The organism is Enterobacter oligotrophicus (assembly GCF_009176645.1).
Classification (GTDB): Bacteria; Pseudomonadota; Gammaproteobacteria; order Enterobacterales; family Enterobacteriaceae; genus Enterobacter; species Enterobacter oligotrophicus.
Map to the genome: position 1 here is coordinate 3,417,623 of NZ_AP019007.1, position 17,781 is coordinate 3,435,403.

Annotated in this window: 13 protein-coding genes, 4 tRNA genes and 3 rRNA genes; 16 read left to right on the forward strand and 4 right to left on the reverse strand. The window is 52.2% G+C overall.

Translation table 11 applies throughout. The annotated features are described in order from the left end of the window. The first annotated feature begins 72 nt into the window (after positions 1–72). From gmhB to dkgB, 8 genes are all read left to right on the forward strand, one after another. On the forward strand, positions 73–639 hold the full coding sequence (gene gmhB, locus EoCCA6_RS16340) for a D-glycero-beta-D-manno-heptose 1,7-bisphosphate 7-phosphatase (protein WP_152083536.1): 567 nt from the start codon (positions 73–75) through the stop codon (positions 637–639). A gap of 368 nt (positions 640–1,007) precedes the next feature. Continuing rightward, a 16S ribosomal RNA gene (locus EoCCA6_RS16345) occupies positions 1,008–2,547 on the forward strand. A 69-nt stretch (positions 2,548–2,616) separates the two neighbouring features. Beyond that, positions 2,617–2,693, forward strand: a tRNA-Ile gene (locus EoCCA6_RS16350). A 108-nt stretch (positions 2,694–2,801) separates the two neighbouring features. Further along, positions 2,802–2,877 (forward strand) — tRNA-Ala (locus EoCCA6_RS16355). A gap of 170 nt (positions 2,878–3,047) precedes the next feature. Further along, positions 3,048–5,951 (forward strand): 23S ribosomal RNA (locus EoCCA6_RS16360). Between the two features lie 66 nt (positions 5,952–6,017). Further along, positions 6,018–6,133 (forward strand): 5S ribosomal RNA (gene rrf / locus EoCCA6_RS16365). Together the 16S, 23S and 5S rRNA genes with 3 tRNA genes alongside form the textbook arrangement of a ribosomal RNA operon. A gap of 56 nt (positions 6,134–6,189) precedes the next feature. Then, positions 6,190–6,266: transfer RNA gene (locus tag EoCCA6_RS16370), tRNA-Asp, on the forward strand. Between the two features lie 162 nt (positions 6,267–6,428). Further along, positions 6,429–7,232 carry a 2,5-didehydrogluconate reductase DkgB gene (gene dkgB / locus EoCCA6_RS16375; protein WP_152083537.1) on the forward strand — a complete coding sequence of 268 codons (804 nt, stop codon included), beginning with the start codon at positions 6,429–6,431 and terminating at the stop codon, positions 7,230–7,232. 29 nt (positions 7,233–7,261) lie between these two features. Here the strand turns inward: dkgB and yafC are convergent, their stop codons facing one another. Beyond that, positions 7,262–8,167 (reverse strand): DNA-binding transcriptional regulator YafC, encoded by a 906-nt coding sequence (yafC, locus tag EoCCA6_RS16380; RefSeq protein WP_152083538.1) that lies wholly within the window; start codon positions 8,165–8,167, stop codon positions 7,262–7,264. Positions 8,168–8,477: 310 nt separating this feature from the next. Between yafC and EoCCA6_RS16385 the strand changes: the two genes are divergently transcribed. Continuing rightward, positions 8,478–9,278, forward strand: coding sequence for an endonuclease/exonuclease/phosphatase family protein (locus tag EoCCA6_RS16385; RefSeq protein WP_152083539.1), 801 nt, complete (start codon positions 8,478–8,480; stop codon positions 9,276–9,278). Positions 9,279–9,355: 77 nt separating this feature from the next. Then, the gene (locus EoCCA6_RS16390) at positions 9,356–10,132 is read left to right on the forward strand and encodes a class I SAM-dependent methyltransferase (protein ID WP_152083540.1); all 777 of its coding nucleotides are present in this window, start codon (positions 9,356–9,358) and stop codon (positions 10,130–10,132) included. A gap of 52 nt (positions 10,133–10,184) precedes the next feature. Here the strand turns inward: EoCCA6_RS16390 and mltD are convergent, their stop codons facing one another. Both mltD and gloB read right to left on the reverse strand, forming a co-directional pair. Further along, entirely contained in the window at positions 10,185–11,549 is a 1,365-nt protein-coding gene (gene mltD, locus EoCCA6_RS16395) for a murein transglycosylase D (RefSeq protein WP_152083541.1), read from the reverse strand. A gap of 68 nt (positions 11,550–11,617) precedes the next feature. After that, positions 11,618–12,376 carry a hydroxyacylglutathione hydrolase gene (gene gloB, locus EoCCA6_RS16400; RefSeq protein ID WP_152083542.1) on the reverse strand — a complete coding sequence of 253 codons (759 nt, stop codon included), beginning with the start codon at positions 12,374–12,376 and terminating at the stop codon, positions 11,618–11,620. 32 nt (positions 12,377–12,408) lie between these two features. On the opposite strand from gloB, the gene EoCCA6_RS16405 reads away from it, so the two are divergent. Continuing rightward, positions 12,409–13,125, forward strand: coding sequence for a class I SAM-dependent methyltransferase (locus EoCCA6_RS16405; RefSeq protein ID WP_152083543.1), 717 nt, complete (start codon positions 12,409–12,411; stop codon positions 13,123–13,125). On the opposite strand, the gene rnhA is transcribed toward EoCCA6_RS16405, so the two are convergent. Then, positions 13,126–13,593: a ribonuclease HI gene (gene rnhA, locus EoCCA6_RS16410; RefSeq protein WP_148420179.1), complete on the reverse strand. Its 468-nt coding sequence runs from the start codon at positions 13,591–13,593 to the stop codon at positions 13,126–13,128. A 64-nt stretch (positions 13,594–13,657) separates the two neighbouring features. On the opposite strand from rnhA, the gene dnaQ reads away from it, so the two are divergent. The 5 genes from dnaQ (at position 13,658) to EoCCA6_RS16435 (ending at position 17,779) form a co-directional block, all read left to right on the forward strand. Next, the gene (gene dnaQ / locus EoCCA6_RS16415; RefSeq protein ID WP_198440043.1) at positions 13,658–14,389 is read left to right on the forward strand and encodes a DNA polymerase III subunit epsilon; all 732 of its coding nucleotides are present in this window, start codon (positions 13,658–13,660) and stop codon (positions 14,387–14,389) included. A 130-nt stretch (positions 14,390–14,519) separates the two neighbouring features. Then, positions 14,520–14,596 (forward strand) — tRNA-Asp (locus tag EoCCA6_RS16420). A gap of 374 nt (positions 14,597–14,970) precedes the next feature. Further along, the gene (locus EoCCA6_RS16425; protein WP_152083545.1) at positions 14,971–15,690 is read left to right on the forward strand and encodes a FadR/GntR family transcriptional regulator; all 720 of its coding nucleotides are present in this window, start codon (positions 14,971–14,973) and stop codon (positions 15,688–15,690) included. Then, on the forward strand, positions 15,687–16,700 hold the full coding sequence (locus EoCCA6_RS16430; RefSeq protein WP_152083546.1) for an ABC transporter ATP-binding protein: 1,014 nt from the start codon (positions 15,687–15,689) through the stop codon (positions 16,698–16,700). Before EoCCA6_RS16425 ends, EoCCA6_RS16430 begins: the two co-directional genes overlap by 4 nt. Then, complete coding sequence (locus EoCCA6_RS16435) at positions 16,697–17,779, forward strand: ABC transporter ATP-binding protein (protein ID WP_152083547.1); 1,083 nt, start codon at positions 16,697–16,699, stop codon at positions 17,777–17,779. Before EoCCA6_RS16430 ends, EoCCA6_RS16435 begins: the two co-directional genes overlap by 4 nt. Positions 17,780–17,781: the final 2 nt, after the last annotated feature.

Sequence of the window (17,781 nt, forward strand, 5' to 3'; positions counted from 1 at the left end):
TTACGATGAGCACTTTATTGCGCTGCGATTCATGAGATACTAGCTGAACATGCCTTTTTCAGGAGCAAACCGGTGGCAAAATCAGTACCCGCAATTTTTCTCGATCGTGATGGCACTATTAATGTGGATCACGGTTACGTTCATGAGATTGATGAATTTGAGTTTATCGAAGGCGTAATAGATGCCATGCGCCAGTTGAAAGAGATGGGTTATGCACTGGTGGTTGTGACTAACCAGTCCGGTATTGCGCGTGGCAAGTTCACTGAAGCACAGTTTGAAACCCTGACAGAATGGATGGACTGGTCACTGGCCGATCGTGGTGTTGATCTCGATGGCATCTACTATTGCCCGCATCACCCGCAAGGAACAGTAGAAGAGTATCGTCAGACCTGTGACTGCCGTAAGCCACATCCGGGCATGTTTATTTCTGCGCAGGAGTTCCTGCACATTGATATGGCCGCTTCTTATATGGTGGGTGACAAGCTGGAAGATATGCAGGCGGCAACCGCGGCTGGCGTAGGGACCAAAATACTCGTTCGCACCGGTAAGCCAGTGACGCCAGAAGCAGAGAATGCTGCGGATTGGGTGATTAATAGCCTGGCAGAGCTGCCCCAGGAGATTAAAAAGCACCAAAAATAGCCGCTTTGTCGAAAAGATGAGCGATTGAAATAAAAATGCATTTTTCCGCTTGTCATTCCTCGGCAGCTCCCTATAATGCGCCTCCATCGACACGGCGGATGTGAATCACTTCACAGACAAGCCGGTCGGCTGAAGAGAAAAAATCCTGAAAATCAGGGTTGACTCTGAAAGAGGAAAGCGTAATATACGCCACCTCGCGACAGAGCGCTGAAGCGCGTCGCAACTGCTCTTTAACAATTTATCAGACAATCTGTGTGGGCACTCAAAGTGACATGGATTCTTAATGTCTTCGGACAATAAATGAATACCAAGTCTCTGAGTGAACATACGTAATTCATTACGAAGTTTAATTCACGAGCATCAAACTTAAATTGAAGAGTTTGATCATGGCTCAGATTGAACGCTGGCGGCAGGCCTAACACATGCAAGTCGAGCGGTAACACAGGGAGCTTGCTCCTGGGTGACGAGCGGCGGACGGGTGAGTAATGTCTGGGAAACTGCCTGATGGAGGGGGATAACTACTGGAAACGGTAGCTAATACCGCATAACGTCGCAAGACCAAAGAGGGGGACCTTCGGGCCTCTTGCCATCAGATGTGCCCAGATGGGATTAGCTAGTAGGTGGGGTAACGGCTCACCTAGGCGACGATCCCTAGCTGGTCTGAGAGGATGACCAGCCACACTGGAACTGAGACACGGTCCAGACTCCTACGGGAGGCAGCAGTGGGGAATATTGCACAATGGGCGCAAGCCTGATGCAGCCATGCCGCGTGTATGAAGAAGGCCTTCGGGTTGTAAAGTACTTTCAGCGGGGAGGAAGGTGTTGTGGTTAATAACCACAGCAATTGACGTTACCCGCAGAAGAAGCACCGGCTAACTCCGTGCCAGCAGCCGCGGTAATACGGAGGGTGCAAGCGTTAATCGGAATTACTGGGCGTAAAGCGCACGCAGGCGGTCTGTCAAGTCGGATGTGAAATCCCCGGGCTCAACCTGGGAACTGCATTCGAAACTGGCAGGCTGGAGTCTTGTAGAGGGGGGTAGAATTCCAGGTGTAGCGGTGAAATGCGTAGAGATCTGGAGGAATACCGGTGGCGAAGGCGGCCCCCTGGACAAAGACTGACGCTCAGGTGCGAAAGCGTGGGGAGCAAACAGGATTAGATACCCTGGTAGTCCACGCCGTAAACGATGTCGACTTGGAGGTTGTGCCCTTGAGGCGTGGCTTCCGGAGCTAACGCGTTAAGTCGACCGCCTGGGGAGTACGGCCGCAAGGTTAAAACTCAAATGAATTGACGGGGGCCCGCACAAGCGGTGGAGCATGTGGTTTAATTCGATGCAACGCGAAGAACCTTACCTGGTCTTGACATCCACGGAAGTTTTCAGAGATGAGAATGTGCCTTCGGGAACCGTGAGACAGGTGCTGCATGGCTGTCGTCAGCTCGTGTTGTGAAATGTTGGGTTAAGTCCCGCAACGAGCGCAACCCTTATCCTTTGTTGCCAGCGGTTAGGCCGGGAACTCAAAGGAGACTGCCAGTGATAAACTGGAGGAAGGTGGGGATGACGTCAAGTCATCATGGCCCTTACGACCAGGGCTACACACGTGCTACAATGGCGCATACAAAGAGAAGCGACCCCGCGAGGGCAAGCGGACCTCATAAAGTGCGTCGTAGTCCGGATTGGAGTCTGCAACTCGACTCCATGAAGTCGGAATCGCTAGTAATCGTGGATCAGAATGCCACGGTGAATACGTTCCCGGGCCTTGTACACACCGCCCGTCACACCATGGGAGTGGGTTGCAAAAGAAGTAGGTAGCTTAACCTTCGGGAGGGCGCTTACCACTTTGTGATTCATGACTGGGGTGAAGTCGTAACAAGGTAACCGTAGGGGAACCTGCGGTTGGATCACCTCCTTACCTTAAAGAACCTGCCTTTGTAGTGCTCACACAGATTGTCTGATAAAAAACAGCAGTAAAAATCTCTGCAGGCTTGTAGCTCAGGTGGTTAGAGCGCACCCCTGATAAGGGTGAGGTCGGTGGTTCAAGTCCACTCAGGCCTACCAAATTTTCCCTGATACTGCGTTGCGGCAACGCTCACATACTGATGTATGCTTCGCGTTACCACGCCTTGTCTCAGGAAAAATTACCGGTACAGAGATTGGCAAAACGATGGGGCTATAGCTCAGCTGGGAGAGCGCCTGCTTTGCACGCAGGAGGTCTGCGGTTCGATCCCGCATAGCTCCACCATCTTTACTGCGAACACAAGAAAACTTCAGAGTGAACCTGAAAAGGTGCACTGCGAAGTTTTGCTCTTTAAAAATCTGGATCAAGCTGAAAATTGAAACGACACACAGTTAATGTGTGTTCGAGTCTCTCAAATTTTCGCAATCATGAAGTGAAACATCTTCGGGTTGTGAGGTTAAGCGACTAAGCGTACACGGTGGATGCCCTGGCAGTCAGAGGCGATGAAGGACGTGCTAATCTGCGAAAAGCGCCGGCGAGGTGATATGAACCCTTGACCCGGCGATGTCCGAATGGGGAAACCCAGTGTGATTCGTCACACTATCGTTAACTGAATACATAGGTTAACGAGGCGAACCGGGGGAACTGAAACATCTAAGTACCCCGAGGAAAAGAAATCAACCGAGATTCCCCCAGTAGCGGCGAGCGAACGGGGAGCAGCCCGGAGTCTGAATCAGCGTGTGTGTTAGTGGAACGGTCTGGAAAGTCCGACGGTACAGGGTGATAGTCCCGTACACGAAAATGCACATGCTGTGAACTCGAAGAGTAGGGCGGGACACGTGGTATCCTGTCTGAATATGGGGGGACCATCCTCCAAGGCTAAATACTCCTGACTGACCGATAGTGAACCAGTACCGTGAGGGAAAGGCGAAAAGAACCCCGGCGAGGGGAGTGAAAAAGAACCTGAAACCGTGTACGTACAAGCAGTGGGAGCCTACTTGTTAGGTGACTGCGTACCTTTTGTATAATGGGTCAGCGACTTATATTCTGTAGCAAGGTTAACCGAATAGGGGAGCCGCAGGGAAACCGAGTCTTAACTGGGCGTTAAGTTGCAGGGTATAGACCCGAAACCCGGTGATCTAGCCATGGGCAGGTTGAAGGTTGGGTAACACTAACTGGAGGACCGAACCGACTAATGTTGAAAAATTAGCGGATGACCTGTGGCTGGGGGTGAAAGGCCAATCAAACCGGGAGATAGCTGGTTCTCCCCGAAAGCTATTTAGGTAGCGCCTCGTGAATTCATCTCCGGGGGTAGAGCACTGTTTCGGCTAGGGGGCCATCCCGGCTTACCAACCCGATGCAAACTGCGAATACCGGAGAATGTTATCACGGGAGACACACGGCGGGTGCTAACGTCCGTCGTGAAGAGGGAAACAACCCAGACCGCCAGCTAAGGTCCCAAAGTCATGGTTAAGTGGGAAACGATGTGGGAAGGCACAGACAGCCAGGATGTTGGCTTAGAAGCAGCCATCATTTAAAGAAAGCGTAATAGCTCACTGGTCGAGTCGGCCTGCGCGGAAGATGTAACGGGGCTAAACCATGCACCGAAGCTGCGGCAGCGACACTATGTGTTGTTGGGTAGGGGAGCGTTCTGTAAGCCGTTGAAGGTGGCCTGTGAGGGCTGCTGGAGGTATCAGAAGTGCGAATGCTGACATAAGTAACGATAAAGCGGGTGAAAAGCCCGCTCGCCGGAAGACCAAGGGTTCCTGTCCAACGTTAATCGGGGCAGGGTGAGTCGACCCCTAAGGCGAGGCCGAAAGGCGTAGTCGATGGGAAACAGGTTAATATTCCTGTACTTGGTGTTACTGCGAAGGGGGGACGGAGAAGGCTATGTCGGCCGGGCGACGGTTGTCCCGGTTTAAGCATGTAGGCGGAGGTTCCAGGTAAATCCGGTACCTTTTAACGCTGAGGTGTGATGACGAGGCACTACGGTGCTGAAGTGACAAATGCCCTGCTTCCAGGAAAAGCCTCTAAGCATCAGGTAACATCAAATCGTACCCCAAACCGACACAGGTGGTCAGGTAGAGAATACCAAGGCGCTTGAGAGAACTCGGGTGAAGGAACTAGGCAAAATGGTGCCGTAACTTCGGGAGAAGGCACGCTGATATGTAGGTGAAGCCCCTGCGGGTGGAGCTGAAATCAGTCGAAGATACCAGCTGGCTGCAACTGTTTATTAAAAACACAGCACTGTGCAAACACGAAAGTGGACGTATACGGTGTGACGCCTGCCCGGTGCCGGAAGGTTAATTGATGGGGTCAGCGGCAACGCGAAGCTCTTGATCGAAGCCCCGGTAAACGGCGGCCGTAACTATAACGGTCCTAAGGTAGCGAAATTCCTTGTCGGGTAAGTTCCGACCTGCACGAATGGCGTAATGATGGCCAGGCTGTCTCCACCCGAGACTCAGTGAAATTGAACTCGCTGTGAAGATGCAGTGTACCCGCGGCAAGACGGAAAGACCCCGTGAACCTTTACTATAGCTTGACACTGAACACTGGTCCTTGATGTGTAGGATAGGTGGGAGGCTTTGAAGCGTGGACGCCAGTCTGCGTGGAGCCGCCCTTGAAATACCACCCTTTAATGGCTGGTGTTCTAACGTGGACCCGTTACCCGGGTTGCGGACAGTGTCTGGTGGGTAGTTTGACTGGGGCGGTCTCCTCCCAAAGAGTAACGGAGGAGCACGAAGGTCAGCTAATCCTGGTCGGACATCAGGAGGTTAGTGCAATGGCATAAGCTGGCTTGACTGCGAGCGTGACGGCGCGAGCAGGTGCGAAAGCAGGTCATAGTGATCCGGTGGTTCTGAATGGAAGGGCCATCGCTCAACGGATAAAAGGTACTCCGGGGATAACAGGCTGATACCGCCCAAGAGTTCATATCGACGGCGGTGTTTGGCACCTCGATGTCGGCTCATCACATCCTGGGGCTGAAGTAGGTCCCAAGGGTATGGCTGTTCGCCATTTAAAGTGGTACGCGAGCTGGGTTTAGAACGTCGTGAGACAGTTCGGTCCCTATCTGCCGTGGGCGCTGGAGAACTGAGGGGGGCTGCTCCTAGTACGAGAGGACCGGAGTGGACGCATCACTGGTGTTCGGGTTGTCATGCCAATGGCACTGCCCGGTAGCTAAATGCGGAAGAGATAAGTGCTGAAAGCATCTAAGCACGAAACTTGCCCCGAGATGAGTTCTCCCTGAGACTTAAAGTCTCCTGAAGGAACGTTGAAGACGACGACGTTGATAGGTCGGGTGTGTAAGCGCAGCGATGCGTTGAGCTAACCGATACTAATGAACCGTGAGGCTTAACCTTACAACGCCGAAGATGTTTTGGCGGTGAGAGACGATATTTTCAGCCTGATACAGATAACAGAATTTGCCTGGCGGCTGTAGCGCGGTGGTCCCACCTGACCCCATGCCGAACTCAGAAGTGAAACGCCGTAGCGCCGATGGTAGTGTGGGGTCTCCCCATGCGAGAGTAGGGAACTGCCAGGCATCAAATTACGTAGTAAGCCGGTGCATTAATCCGGTGGTTACAAGCAGTCTTCGGTGGAGCGGTAGTTCAGTCGGTTAGAATACCTGCCTGTCACGCAGGGGGTCGCGGGTTCGAGTCCCGTCCGTTCCGCCACTTATTGAAAGCCCTGAGTTAACGCTCAGGGCTTTTTTCTTGCCCGTCATCTAATTATTGCTAAATAAGCAAAAACCCTCTGCACTTTACGCTCTTTTTCAGCATAAGCGTACCCGCGATAATCTTCCTCAGTTAACAATCATTATGAATAACGAGGATTATATGGCTATCCCTGCATTTGGTCTGGGCACTTTCCGCCTGAAAGACGACATTGTTATCGCATCTGTTAAAACCGCACTTGAGCTTGGCTATCGCGCTGTTGATACGGCACAGATATATGAAAATGAAGCTGCCGTCGGGCAGGCAATCGAAGAGAGCGGTGTACCACGTGACGAACTCTTCGTCACAACCAAAATCTGGATCGAGAACCTTAGCAAAGACAAGCTGATCCCAGGCCTGAAAGAGAGCCTGAAAAAGCTACGCACCGATTACGTGGATCTCACCCTGATCCACTGGCCATCACCAAACGAAGCAGTTTCTGTGGAAGAGTTTATGCAGGCATTGCTCGAAGCAAAAGAGCAGGGTTTAACGCGTGAAATCGGTATTTCCAATTTCACCATCCCGCTGATGCAAAAGGCGATTGCCGCCGTCGGCGCAGAAAACATTGCGACCAACCAGATTGAACTCTCCCCCTATCTGCAAAACCGCAAAGTGGTGGACTGGGCAAAACAGCATGGTATTCACATCACCTCCTATATGACGCTGGCCTATGGTAAGGCTTTGAAAGATGACGTGATTGTTCGTATCGCAGAGAAACATAACGCGACGGCCGCACAGGTGATTCTGGCATGGGCAATGGGTGAAGGTTATGCAGTTATCCCATCCTCAACCAAACGTGAAAATCTGGCCAGCAACCTGTTAGCCAAAGATCTTCAACTGGATGACGAAGACAAAAAAGCGATCGCTGCACTGGATTGTAACGATCGCCTGGTAAGCCCGGAAGGGTTAGCACCAGACTGGGATTAATATTAACCCACCCTCTGTACTCTAAACCCTCACACAGCTCCTTCGGGAGCTGTTTTTACATGCTCGCTAAGGAAGTCGATAAAGGCACGTATGCGCGTACTTACCGCTCTGTCGCTGTAATACACTGCGCTAAAAGGCATCTCAACCGGCAGACGTTTATCCGCCATCAGCTCAACAAGTTCGCCACGCGCAATTTCCTTATCGATCATATAGTCAGATAGACACGCTATCCCATTTCCTTCCAGACATAATTGCTTCAGTGTTTCACCACTGTTAGATGATAACCCACAGCTGATTTCATGAAGCTGACCATCATGGCAAGCGACTGGCCAGGTATTCAGCGAGACGGGTTCCGTAAAGCCCAGACACATATGCTGCTTTAGCTCTTCGACCGTTTCAGGCTTTCCAGACCGCGCGATGTACTGCGGCGAGGCGATGATCTTGCGATAGCTGGTGAAGAGTGGGCGAGCGCGTAAGCTCGAATCTGTTAAGGTTCCCGCCCGAATTGCCACATCAACTTTCCGTTCTATCAGGTTGATGAACGTTTCAGAAGAGACCAGTGAAAGAGTGATCTCAGGATATCGCTCACGAAATGGTTTAATCAGCGGCATCAGGAAGTGCAGCACGACAGGGGTAGCCGCATCAATTCGCAGCAATCCGCGCGGTGTGCTACGTGATTCCATTATCTCCGTCTCTGCTGCAGCCATTTCCTGCAGAACCGACTGTACCCGGCGGAAATACCGCTCGCCTTCTTCTGTCAGACTGAGCTGCCGGGTGGTTCTGTTAAGAAGGCTCACGCCCAGCTTCATCTCCAGTTTTTTCACCGAGCGGCTGATAGCAGAATTAGCCTGTCCCAGTTGTTCGGCAGCGCGGCTAAAACTGCCGCTTTCGACCACGGCGACAAAGATTGTCAGCTCTTCCGACGTCGCTCTCATTGTTGCACCATCCGCAAAATTCTATAAGGATTCTGGCCTTTTTTGTTATTTAAACACGGGTATAAACGTCTGTCATCTTAATCCTCAAGGGGCAGCGTTTTGTGTGCCACTTGCGCTTCTTGCCCTGACGAACGACGTTTTACAATGGGTGTGGCAGAAACGGTTATCGCAGGGTGCTTTCCTGCACTTGCGTTCAAAACTGGAAAGCGGTTTCTCAGAAATTGCGTTGAAAGTGTAACCTAAAATCCCTATAACATTAGAACCAGTCCGCTTTCCGGGGTGGTCAATGTGATAGAGGTTGTTTCCAAAAGTGCGAAAAAATACCTATGCCATGCGTTATGTTGCCGGACTGCCTGCGGAGAGGATCTTGCCTCCGGGGTCGTTTGCGAGCCTTAGCCAGGCATTGCCCGCCGGCACACCTTTAAGCAGTGATGAAAAAATTCGTGTGCTGGTGTGGAATATCTTTAAGCAACAGCGCGCTGAGTGGTTATCGGTGCTGAAGAATTTTGGTAAGGACGCTCATCTTGTTCTGTTGCAGGAGGCGCAAACGACGCCTGAGCTGGTCCGGTTTGCAACCACTAACTATCTTGCCGCCGATCAGGTGCCTGCGTTTGTCTTACCGCAGCATCCTTCTGGTGTGATGACCCTTTCTGCCGCACATCCGGTTTATTGCTGCCCGCTGCGGGAGCGTGAGCCGATCCTGCGTCTCGCAAAATCGGCGCTGGTGACGGTCTATCCGTTGCCGGATACACGTCTGCTTATGGTGGTAAATATCCATGCAGTAAACTTCAGTCTGGGTGTGGATGTTTATAGTAAGCAGTTACTTCCAATTGGTGACCAGATTGCCCATCACAGCGGGCCAATCATTATGGCCGGGGATTTTAATGCCTGGAGCCGTCCGCGCATGAATGCGCTGTATCGTTTTGCGCGTGAAATGTCGCTGCGAGAAGTCCGTTTTAATGATGACCAGCGGAAAAAAGCGTTTGGCCGTCCTCTCGATTTTGTTTTCTATCGTGGTTTAAGTGTGCACGACGCCTCCGTCCTGGTGACGCGCGCCTCCGATCACAATCCGCTACTCGTTGAATTCAGTCCCGGCAAACCTGATAAGTAATGGTATGTCAGGTCTGCCGTGGGGCAGACCTGTGCGGGTGCTGCCCTTTATTATTTAACCAACAAAAGGACAGTACGATGACGACAACAACACATTCCCATCATGACAACGTAGAAAAACAGTTTGGCTCTCAGGCAAGCGCTTATCTGAATAGCGCCGTGCATGCTTCTGGTCGTGACCTGGTTCGCCTCGGCGAGCGTCTGGCTGCCTTCCCACAGGCGCACGTGCTGGATTTAGGCTGTGGTGCCGGGCACGCGAGCTTTACAGCTGCGCAGCAGGTGGCTCAGGTTACTGCGTATGACTTATCCAGCCAGATGCTGGAGGTCGTTGCCGGGGCCGCAAAAGCCAAAGGGCTGACCAATGTCGATACGCGTCAGGGCTATGCCGAATCCTTACCCTTCGGGGATGCATCATTTGACGTTGTCATCAGCCGTTACTCCGCGCACCACTGGCATGATGTCGGCCAGGCATTACGAGAAGTAAAACGCGTGCTGAAGCCTGGCGGGATCGTCATCATCATGGATGTCATGTCTCCTGGCCATCCGGTGCGGGATATCTGGCTGCAGACGGTTGAGGCGCTGCGTGACACCTCACATGTACAAAACTATTCCAGCGGGGCATGGTTAACCTTGATGACCGAGGCGGGCTTGATCTCACGTTCATTAACAACGGATCGCTTGCCGCTGGAGTTCAGCTCATGGATCGCACGTATGCGGACGCCGGATGCGTTAAGCCAGGCCATTCGGATGTATCAGGAAAGCGCTTCTACAGAAGTGAAGGCTTACTTTGAGTTGCAGGAGGATGGTTCATTTACCAGCGACACCATCATGGTTGAAGCGCAAAAAGCAGGGTAAAACAAAAAAGGCACCGGGGGAATCGGTGCCTTTTTATCTTAAGATCGTGTCATCAGGAGTCTGGCGTAGCGCTGTTTTTCACAAACAGTGTTAGCTGGTCGCCTGGTTGCAGATTGTCAGTATCATTATTCCAGCGCATCACATCTTTAATGTTCACGCCGTGACGTTTTGCGATACTGGACAGCGAATCACCTTTACGAACACGATAGGTAATACTATCGCTGTTTCTGGCGAGACGCTGTGCGCTGCTACCCGCACCCACCGTCAAAGTTTGACCCACTTTCAGGCCGGAGCTGCGCAGGTTATTCCACTGCTGCAGATCTTTCGCCGTCACGCCTAGACGCGCAGCAATACCCGAAAGCGTATCACCTGAACGAACCTTATAGCTGCGACTGCTTACTGATGAAGCATCCGCGATCAGTGTTGACTGAACGGCTGCAATCTCACCAGAAGCTAAAGACTCACGTAACTGTTCAGCATGTTTCTGCGGAACCATGACATACTGCGGGCCACTTGCCCCCAGCGTTGAGCCTTTAACGCCTGCATTAAAGGTTTTCAGTTTACTTACCGACATACCCGTCATATCGGCAACCTGTTGAATATCAACCGGGCTGCTGAGGCGAACACGCGCCAGTGCACGACTTTCGTCTGGTGTTGGCAGTTGTACACCGTAACGCTTGCTGTTCTTGAGAATATCACTCAATGCCAGCATCTTCGGTACGTAAACCTTCGTTTCCTGTGGCAGTGAGAGCGACCAGAAGTCGGTGGATTTACCACGCGCTTTATTCGCTTTCATTGCCTTCAGTACACGACCTTCGCCGCTGTTATACGCTGCGACAGTTAACAACCAGTCGCCGTCAAACATCTTGTTAAGACGTTGCATCATGTCGAGAGCGGCTGTCGTGGAAGCGACAACATCACGACGCGCATCATAGCTGCGGGTCTGTTTCAAACCATAATTGCGCCCTGTGCTCGGAATGATCTGCCAAATGCCTGCGGCATTGGCACCAGACGTCGCGTGTGGGTCAAAAGCGCTCTCCACTATGGGTAGTAGTACCAGTTCCATAGGCATGTTACGTTTTTTAACTTGCCCGGCTATCCAGTACATATACGGCTCTGCCCGTAATGTTACATCGTGGAGATAGCTCTTATTTCTCAAATACTTCTGTTTCTGTTCGCGAATCCGGGTATTTTCCGGAATTCCCATCTTTAGCTCGTCGCCAATAGAGGCCCACAAGTCCTGATCCTGCGCGAAAGATGTCCCATCGTCCATCCAGCGTGCCGAACTTGTAAACTTCCCTGCTTCCCCTTGACCAGCTGCAGAAAGGCTCTGTGCATGCTGCGGTACGTTGCTGCCGTTTTGCGACTGGCAACCCACAAGCAGGACAGAGGCGAGTAAGATCGCTTTTGCCTTCATGTGTGTGTCAATAGTTGCTTAAAAGACGAGCGATGATAACGGCGAAATTTTGAAAAGGCAACCCGCATTTATCTGAAGTTATCTTTCTTTGACCTTAACCATGCAAATCGCTCCTCTGGTTGTTGCAAATTTGTTTCTTGGCTAATTTTATTAATTAAATCAGTGTCATCCGTTCGTAAAAATACATTAATTTTACGCTCATTTTTCAGAATTACGGGCAGTGTATTTTGGTTTTTTGCACGTAACTCCTTAACTTTCTGATAATAATCCTGAATCGCCAGATCGTCCGGTAAGAGGCTTGCAGCAAACTTCATATTTCCTAATGTATACTCATGTGCGCAACATATGACGGTATCATCAGGCAATGCATTAATCTTTTGTAAAGATTGGTACATCTGTGCAGGGCTGCCTTCAAAGAGTCTTCCACAGCCGCCTGAGAACAACGTATCGCCGCAAAACAGATAAGGTTTGCTGTAGAAACAAATATGTCCTGAAGTGTGACCTGGCGTAGCAATTACGGAAAATTCGTAACCCAGTATGAAGACATTTTCGCCTTCTTCGACTACTTGCGTTGTACCCTTATTTTGTGTCTCTTTCGGTCCATAAACGACCAGATGCGGGAATTGTGCAAGCAGGTCAGGGACTCCACCTAAATGATCGTTATGATGATGGGTCAAGAGGATGGCTTCCGGCTGCCAGCCATTTTCCTTAATAGCGCGCAGGATCGGTGCAGATTCGCCGGGATCAACAATAATGCATCTGCGATCGTCATCGACTAAAACCCAGATGTAATTGTCCTCAAAGGCAGAAATACTGATAAGATTCATACATTACCTCTTATAGCGTGGCGGGTGTTTTGATGAAACCGGCAAGGATACCTCAGACTGTCGCAGCACCGGAACGTTGGGCAGAATTGCCCTGGGGTGAATACTATCGCGAAGCGTTAGAACAACAGCTTAAACCCTGGCTCGCAAAAATGTATGGGTTTCACCTGCTTAAGATTGGCAATCTCAGCGCGGAAATCAATACCGAAAGCTGCGCTATCTCTCATCAGGTTAATGTCTCTCTCAACGGTTTACCCGTTCAGGTAAAAGCTGACCCACTGCATTTGCCTTTTGCTGAAAAATCCGTTGATGCCTGTCTGCTCGCGCATACTTTGCCCTGGTGCAGCGATCCCCATCGTCTGCTACGCGAGGCCGATCGCGTTCTGATCGATGACGGCTGGCTGGTGCTGAGCGGTTTCAATCCGCTGAGCCTGATGGGGCTGCGCAAGCTGGTGCCAGTGTTGCGCCGCACGCCACCTTACAACAGCCGCATGTTCACGATGATGCGCCAGCTGGACTGGCTTTCACTGCTGAATTTTGAAGTGCTCGGCTACGGTAGTTTCCAGGTGCTGCCCTGGTCGCGGCAGGGCGGCGTCTTGCTGAGTACCCATTTGCCAGCGTTAGGATGTATGCAGTTTATTGTGGCGCGTAAGCGGACGATCCCCCTTACGCTTAACCCAATGAAGCAAAGCAAATCGAAAACGCGGATTCGTCAGACGGTGGGGGCCACCCGGCAGTTCAGAGAACCCTGATCAGGATTCGGGCTGATAGCCAGCATCTTCATGAGTTGGGTTGGACGCAGCCGCACGCGCCAGTTCGTCGCAGCGTTCGTTCTCAGGATGACCAGCGTGACCTTTTACCCATTCCCATTTGATTTCGTGCTGGCCCAGCGCGGCATCCAGACGCTTCCAGAGATCCACATTCTTGACCGGCTTCTTGTCTGCTGTTTTCCAGCCGCGTTTTTTCCAGTTATGTATCCACTGTGTTATGCCCTGGCGCACATACTGGCTGTCGGTGCTTAGCACCACGTCGCAATGCTCTTTTAAGGCTTCCAGCGCCACGATAGCCGCCATCAACTCCATACGGTTATTGGTGGTCAGAAAATAGCCTTCGCTAAAAGTTTTTTCGTGCTGTCTATAGCGCATAATGGCACCATAACCGCCAGGCCCCGGATTGCCGAGACAAGATCCATCGGTGAAAATTTCTACCTGTTTACGCATCTCTGGTAGACTTCCTGTATTTGAAACGTTCAGTTAAACGATAAGTCTGACATAAATGACCGCTATGAGCACTGCAATTACTCGCCAGATTGTTCTTGATACCGAAACCACCGGTATGAACCAGATCGGCGCGCACTACGAAGGGCACAAGATCATTGAGATTGGTGCTGTAGAGGTAGTGAACCGTCGTCTCACGGGGAACAACTTCCACGTTTACCTTAAACCCGATCGGCTGGTGGACCCGGAAGCGTTCGGCGTTCACGGTATTGCGGATGAGTTTTTGCTCGATAAGCCGACCTTTGCGGATGTGGCGGATGAATTCCTTGAATACATCAAAGGTGCAGAGCTTGTCATCCATAACGCGTCGTTCGATATCGGCTTTATGGATTATGAATTCAGCAAACTGAATCGTGATATTCCGAAAACGAATACGTTCTGTAAAGTCACCGATAGCCTGGCGCTGGCAAGGAAGATGTTCCCCGGCAAGCGTAACAGCCTTGATGCACTTTGCTCGCGCTATGAAATAGACAACACCAAGCGAACGCTGCACGGCGCATTGCTCGATGCCCAAATCCTGGCCGATGTTTTCCTGACCATGACCGGCGGTCAAACGTCGATGAAATTCAGTATGGAAAATGAAGCCCAGCAGACGCAGGGTGAAGCGGGAATCCAGCGTATTGTCCGCCAGGCGAGTCGCTTGCGGGTTGTTTTAGCCAGCGATGAAGAATTACTGAACCATGAATCCCGCCTGGATTTAGTGCAGAAGAAGGGCGGAAGTTGCCTGTGGCGTGCTTAAGCGATGCCTGAATGCCTGTAAAATCACCGCTTGGGCGATTTTTGCAGCAAACGATTCAAAACGTAAGAAAAAGCGTTGACGAGTTCAGAGGCAAACCGTAATATGCGCCTCGTTCCCCAACGGGAACAGTGGAGCGGTAGTTCAGTCGGTTAGAATACCTGCCTGTCACGCAGGGGGTCGCGGGTTCGAGTCCCGTCCGTTCCGCCACTATTCAGAAGGCCTGAATCAGAAATGATTCAGGCCTTCGTCGTTTAATCCTTCTCAAAAAAACCTCCTTTTCGTTAACAATAAGTTAATATATGTGGTGCATTTAATTAACAAATGCGCGATTGTAGTGCATTAATTGCACTAAGTTTGTGCATGTCATCACCACAACTAACTCTGTAGCGTTTCTTCTTGTAACAATTATGTAAAAATAATTCACCGAAAATCATTCAGTTACTGTTCATTTTCCAGAAAGTTCCCGAACCAATGATTCATTGGTTCGTTAATTGCTTAATCATTAGCACGGTAAGTTGCACGTCATATCAATAACTTATCGTTAATAAAAATAAAGCAATGATGACAGCGAGCGAACCAATATGGAAAAACCGTCACGGTTTTTGGCAAATTCCAGCACCGCGCTGGAGCAATTGCGCGGGCTAATCAACCAGCACGAGTCAACACCAGGCATTCCGCTGCCCACTGAGCGTGAGCTGTCGGAAACACTCGGCGTAGGGCGACGTGAAGTCCGTCGTGCGCTGGACGTGCTGGAAGAGGAGGGGCGTATCTGGCGTAAACAGGGTAAAGGTACTTTTATTGGTCCCGCAGCCCCCGTGGAGCCGCTGGCCCTTCAGGGATTGGTTCAGCAAACCAATTTGCTGGAAGTCATGGAAGCTCGTCTGCAGCTCGAACCCGGCTTAGCCCGACTTGCGGCACTGCGTGCCACCAGGGAAAACCTCGCGCTCATGCAGCGCATGCTGGAACGCATTGATAAGGTCAGCCCGGATGACCGTGACCTGAATGAACTGTGGGATAGCGCCTTCCACCGCGCGATTGCCGAAGCCGCAGGCAACCGCCTGATGCTCGGGCTTTTTGATGCCATTGACGCCGTCCGGCGCGAACCGGGCTGGCAGCATCTGCGAGAGCTGGCCCGCACGCCTGAACGTGTCGATAGCTACAACGACCATCATCATAAAATCATGTCCGCGATCATCCACCGCCAGCCTAATGAGGCCGCAACTGCCATGCGCGAGCATCTGCTCAGCCTGCAAAACGCCCTGATTCAGGCAATTCACCTTGAGGACGACTCCACGCTATGACGACGATCCCCTTTAAGGATGCCACTCCCGTATTACGGCTGCAAAATCTTAATGTTAAATTTGCGGGCTCACCGGTCAGCGTGCTTGATGGCATCTCGCTGACCGTAAAATCAGGTGAAACGCTGGCGCTGGTAGGAGAGTCCGGCTGCGGGAAAAGCATCACCTCGTTAGCGCTGATGGGCTTACTGCCTACCAGCGCACAGATTGTCAGCGGCGAGATGCAGTTTCGCCGTCACGACCTGCGAAAACTCTCGCCGCGTGAATATGCCGATCTGCGTGGCAGTGAGCTGGCGATGATTTTCCAGGAGCCGATGACTTCGCTGAATCCCGCTTTTACGCTGGGCGATCAACTCAGCGAAGCGGTCATGCGCCACCAGAACGTCTCGCGTACAGAGGCGATGAATGTCGCGCTGCGCATTCTGGAAAAAGTCCAGATCCCGGCGGCTGAGATGCGTCTTAGGGCTTATCCTCACCAGCTTTCCGGGGGGATGCGCCAGCGCGTAATGATTGCAATGGCGCTGATTAACCACCCGCGTTTACTGATTGCCGATGAACCCACTACCGCGCTCGACGTCACCATTCAGGCGCAAATCCTCACTCTGCTCAATACCTTAAAACAAGAAACGGGCACGGCGGTGCTGATGATCACCCACGATTTAGGTGTGGTAGCGGAGGTCGCGCAGCAGGTGGCGGTTATGTATGCCGGGCAGGTGGTAGAGCAGGGAAGCGTAGAGGCGATTTTTGCCGATCCCCAGCACCCATACACTATCGGATTGATGGGCTCAATTCCCTCGCTTGGCGCACGCAAAGGCCAGCTATCCACTATTCCCGGTGCGGTGCCGTTACCGGAATCCATGCCGCAAGGCTGCCGCTTTGCCACCCGTTGTCCCTTCGCACAGACGCGTTGTCACGCTGAAAAACCGCAGCTCAATACGCTTGGCGCAGGGCATCAGGTGGCCTGTTTCCGCGTGCCGCTGGAACAGCACATTGCCCTGGGAGAAATCGCATGACCACGCCGATACTTGAAGCCCGTGACCTGAGCAAACGCTTCCCCGGCCCTAAAAAACTGTTCACTCCGGCACGCTTTGTCACGGCAGTCGATCGCGTTTCCCTTTCCGTTATGCCGGGCGAAACGCTGGCGATTGTGGGTGAATCCGGTTCTGGCAAATCCACGCTCGGCCGTCTGCTCCTGCGTCTGCTGGCGGCCAGCGAAGGGCGCGTATTTTATCAGGGCGAAGAGATAACCCATGCTTCAGGCACACGCCTGAATCAGCTACGCCGTGAACTGCAAATCATCTTTCAGGACCCTTTTGCCTCGCTGAATCCGCGTATGACGGTCGAGCAGATCGTCGGTGAACCGCTGTGGCTGCACCAGAATATGAAAAAGGCCGATCGTCAGTATCGCGTTGCTGAGCTGCTCAAAACCGTGGGCCTGCCTGCGGCCTGGGCCGGTCGTTATCCGCATGAATTTTCCGGCGGGCAGCGCCAGCGCATCGGTATTGCGCGCGCGCTGGCTTCCGGTCCAAAACTGCTGCTGGGCGATGAACCGGTTTCCGCGCTGGACGTTTCCGTCCAGGCGCAGGTAGTAAACCTGCTGGAAAGCCTCAAGCACCAGTTGGGGCTGACGATGGTAATTGTCGCCCACGGTCTGGCGGTTATCCGCCATATGAGCGACCGCGTGGCGGTGATGTATCTCGGGCAAATCGTTGAGCTTGCCACCGTAGACGAGATCTTTGACGCGCCGTTGCACCCATATACCCAGGCGCTGATTGCCTCGGCACCACAGATGCAGCCAGGCGTTGAACGAGATGCACCGCTGTTGCAGGGGGATTTACCGAACCCGGCCAGCCCGCCGTCCGGCTGCCGGTTCCACACCCGTTGCCCGTACGTGACGGATGAATGCCGCCAGGTCGAGCCGATCAACCAGGTGCTCGACGGCGGACGTCAGGTTGCCTGCCACCGCTGGCAGGAGATTAACCGCGATCGCGGTGTTATCCAGATAGCTCCACCATCTGCCGCATTTCTGCGCCGCCGCGCGCTGTTTGAACACGCGGCCTCTCACTCCTCCCTTCCTTCAAGGAACTCATGATA

What these genes read in the sequence shown, in the direction of transcription:
- dkgB (WP_152083537.1), top strand. Translation starts at nt 6,429, where the DNA reads ATGGCTATCCCTGCATTTGGTCTGGGCACTTTCCGCCTGAAAGACGAC.
- yafC (WP_152083538.1), bottom strand. Translation starts at nt 8,167, where the DNA reads ATGAGAGCGACGTCGGAAGAGCTGACAATCTTTGTCGCCGTGGTCGAA.
- EoCCA6_RS16390 (WP_152083540.1), top strand. Translation starts at nt 9,356, where the DNA reads ATGACGACAACAACACATTCCCATCATGACAACGTAGAAAAACAGTTT.
- mltD (WP_152083541.1), bottom strand. Translation starts at nt 11,549, where the DNA reads ATGAAGGCAAAAGCGATCTTACTCGCCTCTGTCCTGCTTGTGGGTTGC.
- gloB (WP_152083542.1), bottom strand. Translation starts at nt 12,376, where the DNA reads ATGAATCTTATCAGTATTTCTGCCTTTGAGGACAATTACATCTGGGTT.
- EoCCA6_RS16405 (WP_152083543.1), top strand. Translation starts at nt 12,409, where the DNA reads ATGAAACCGGCAAGGATACCTCAGACTGTCGCAGCACCGGAACGTTGG.
- rnhA (WP_148420179.1), bottom strand. Translation starts at nt 13,593, where the DNA reads ATGCGTAAACAGGTAGAAATTTTCACCGATGGATCTTGTCTCGGCAAT.
- dnaQ (WP_198440043.1), top strand. Translation starts at nt 13,658, where the DNA reads ATGAGCACTGCAATTACTCGCCAGATTGTTCTTGATACCGAAACCACC.
- EoCCA6_RS16425 (WP_152083545.1), top strand. Translation starts at nt 14,971, where the DNA reads ATGGAAAAACCGTCACGGTTTTTGGCAAATTCCAGCACCGCGCTGGAG.
- EoCCA6_RS16430 (WP_152083546.1), top strand. Translation starts at nt 15,687, where the DNA reads ATGACGACGATCCCCTTTAAGGATGCCACTCCCGTATTACGGCTGCAA.
- EoCCA6_RS16435 (WP_152083547.1), top strand. Translation starts at nt 16,697, where the DNA reads ATGACCACGCCGATACTTGAAGCCCGTGACCTGAGCAAACGCTTCCCC.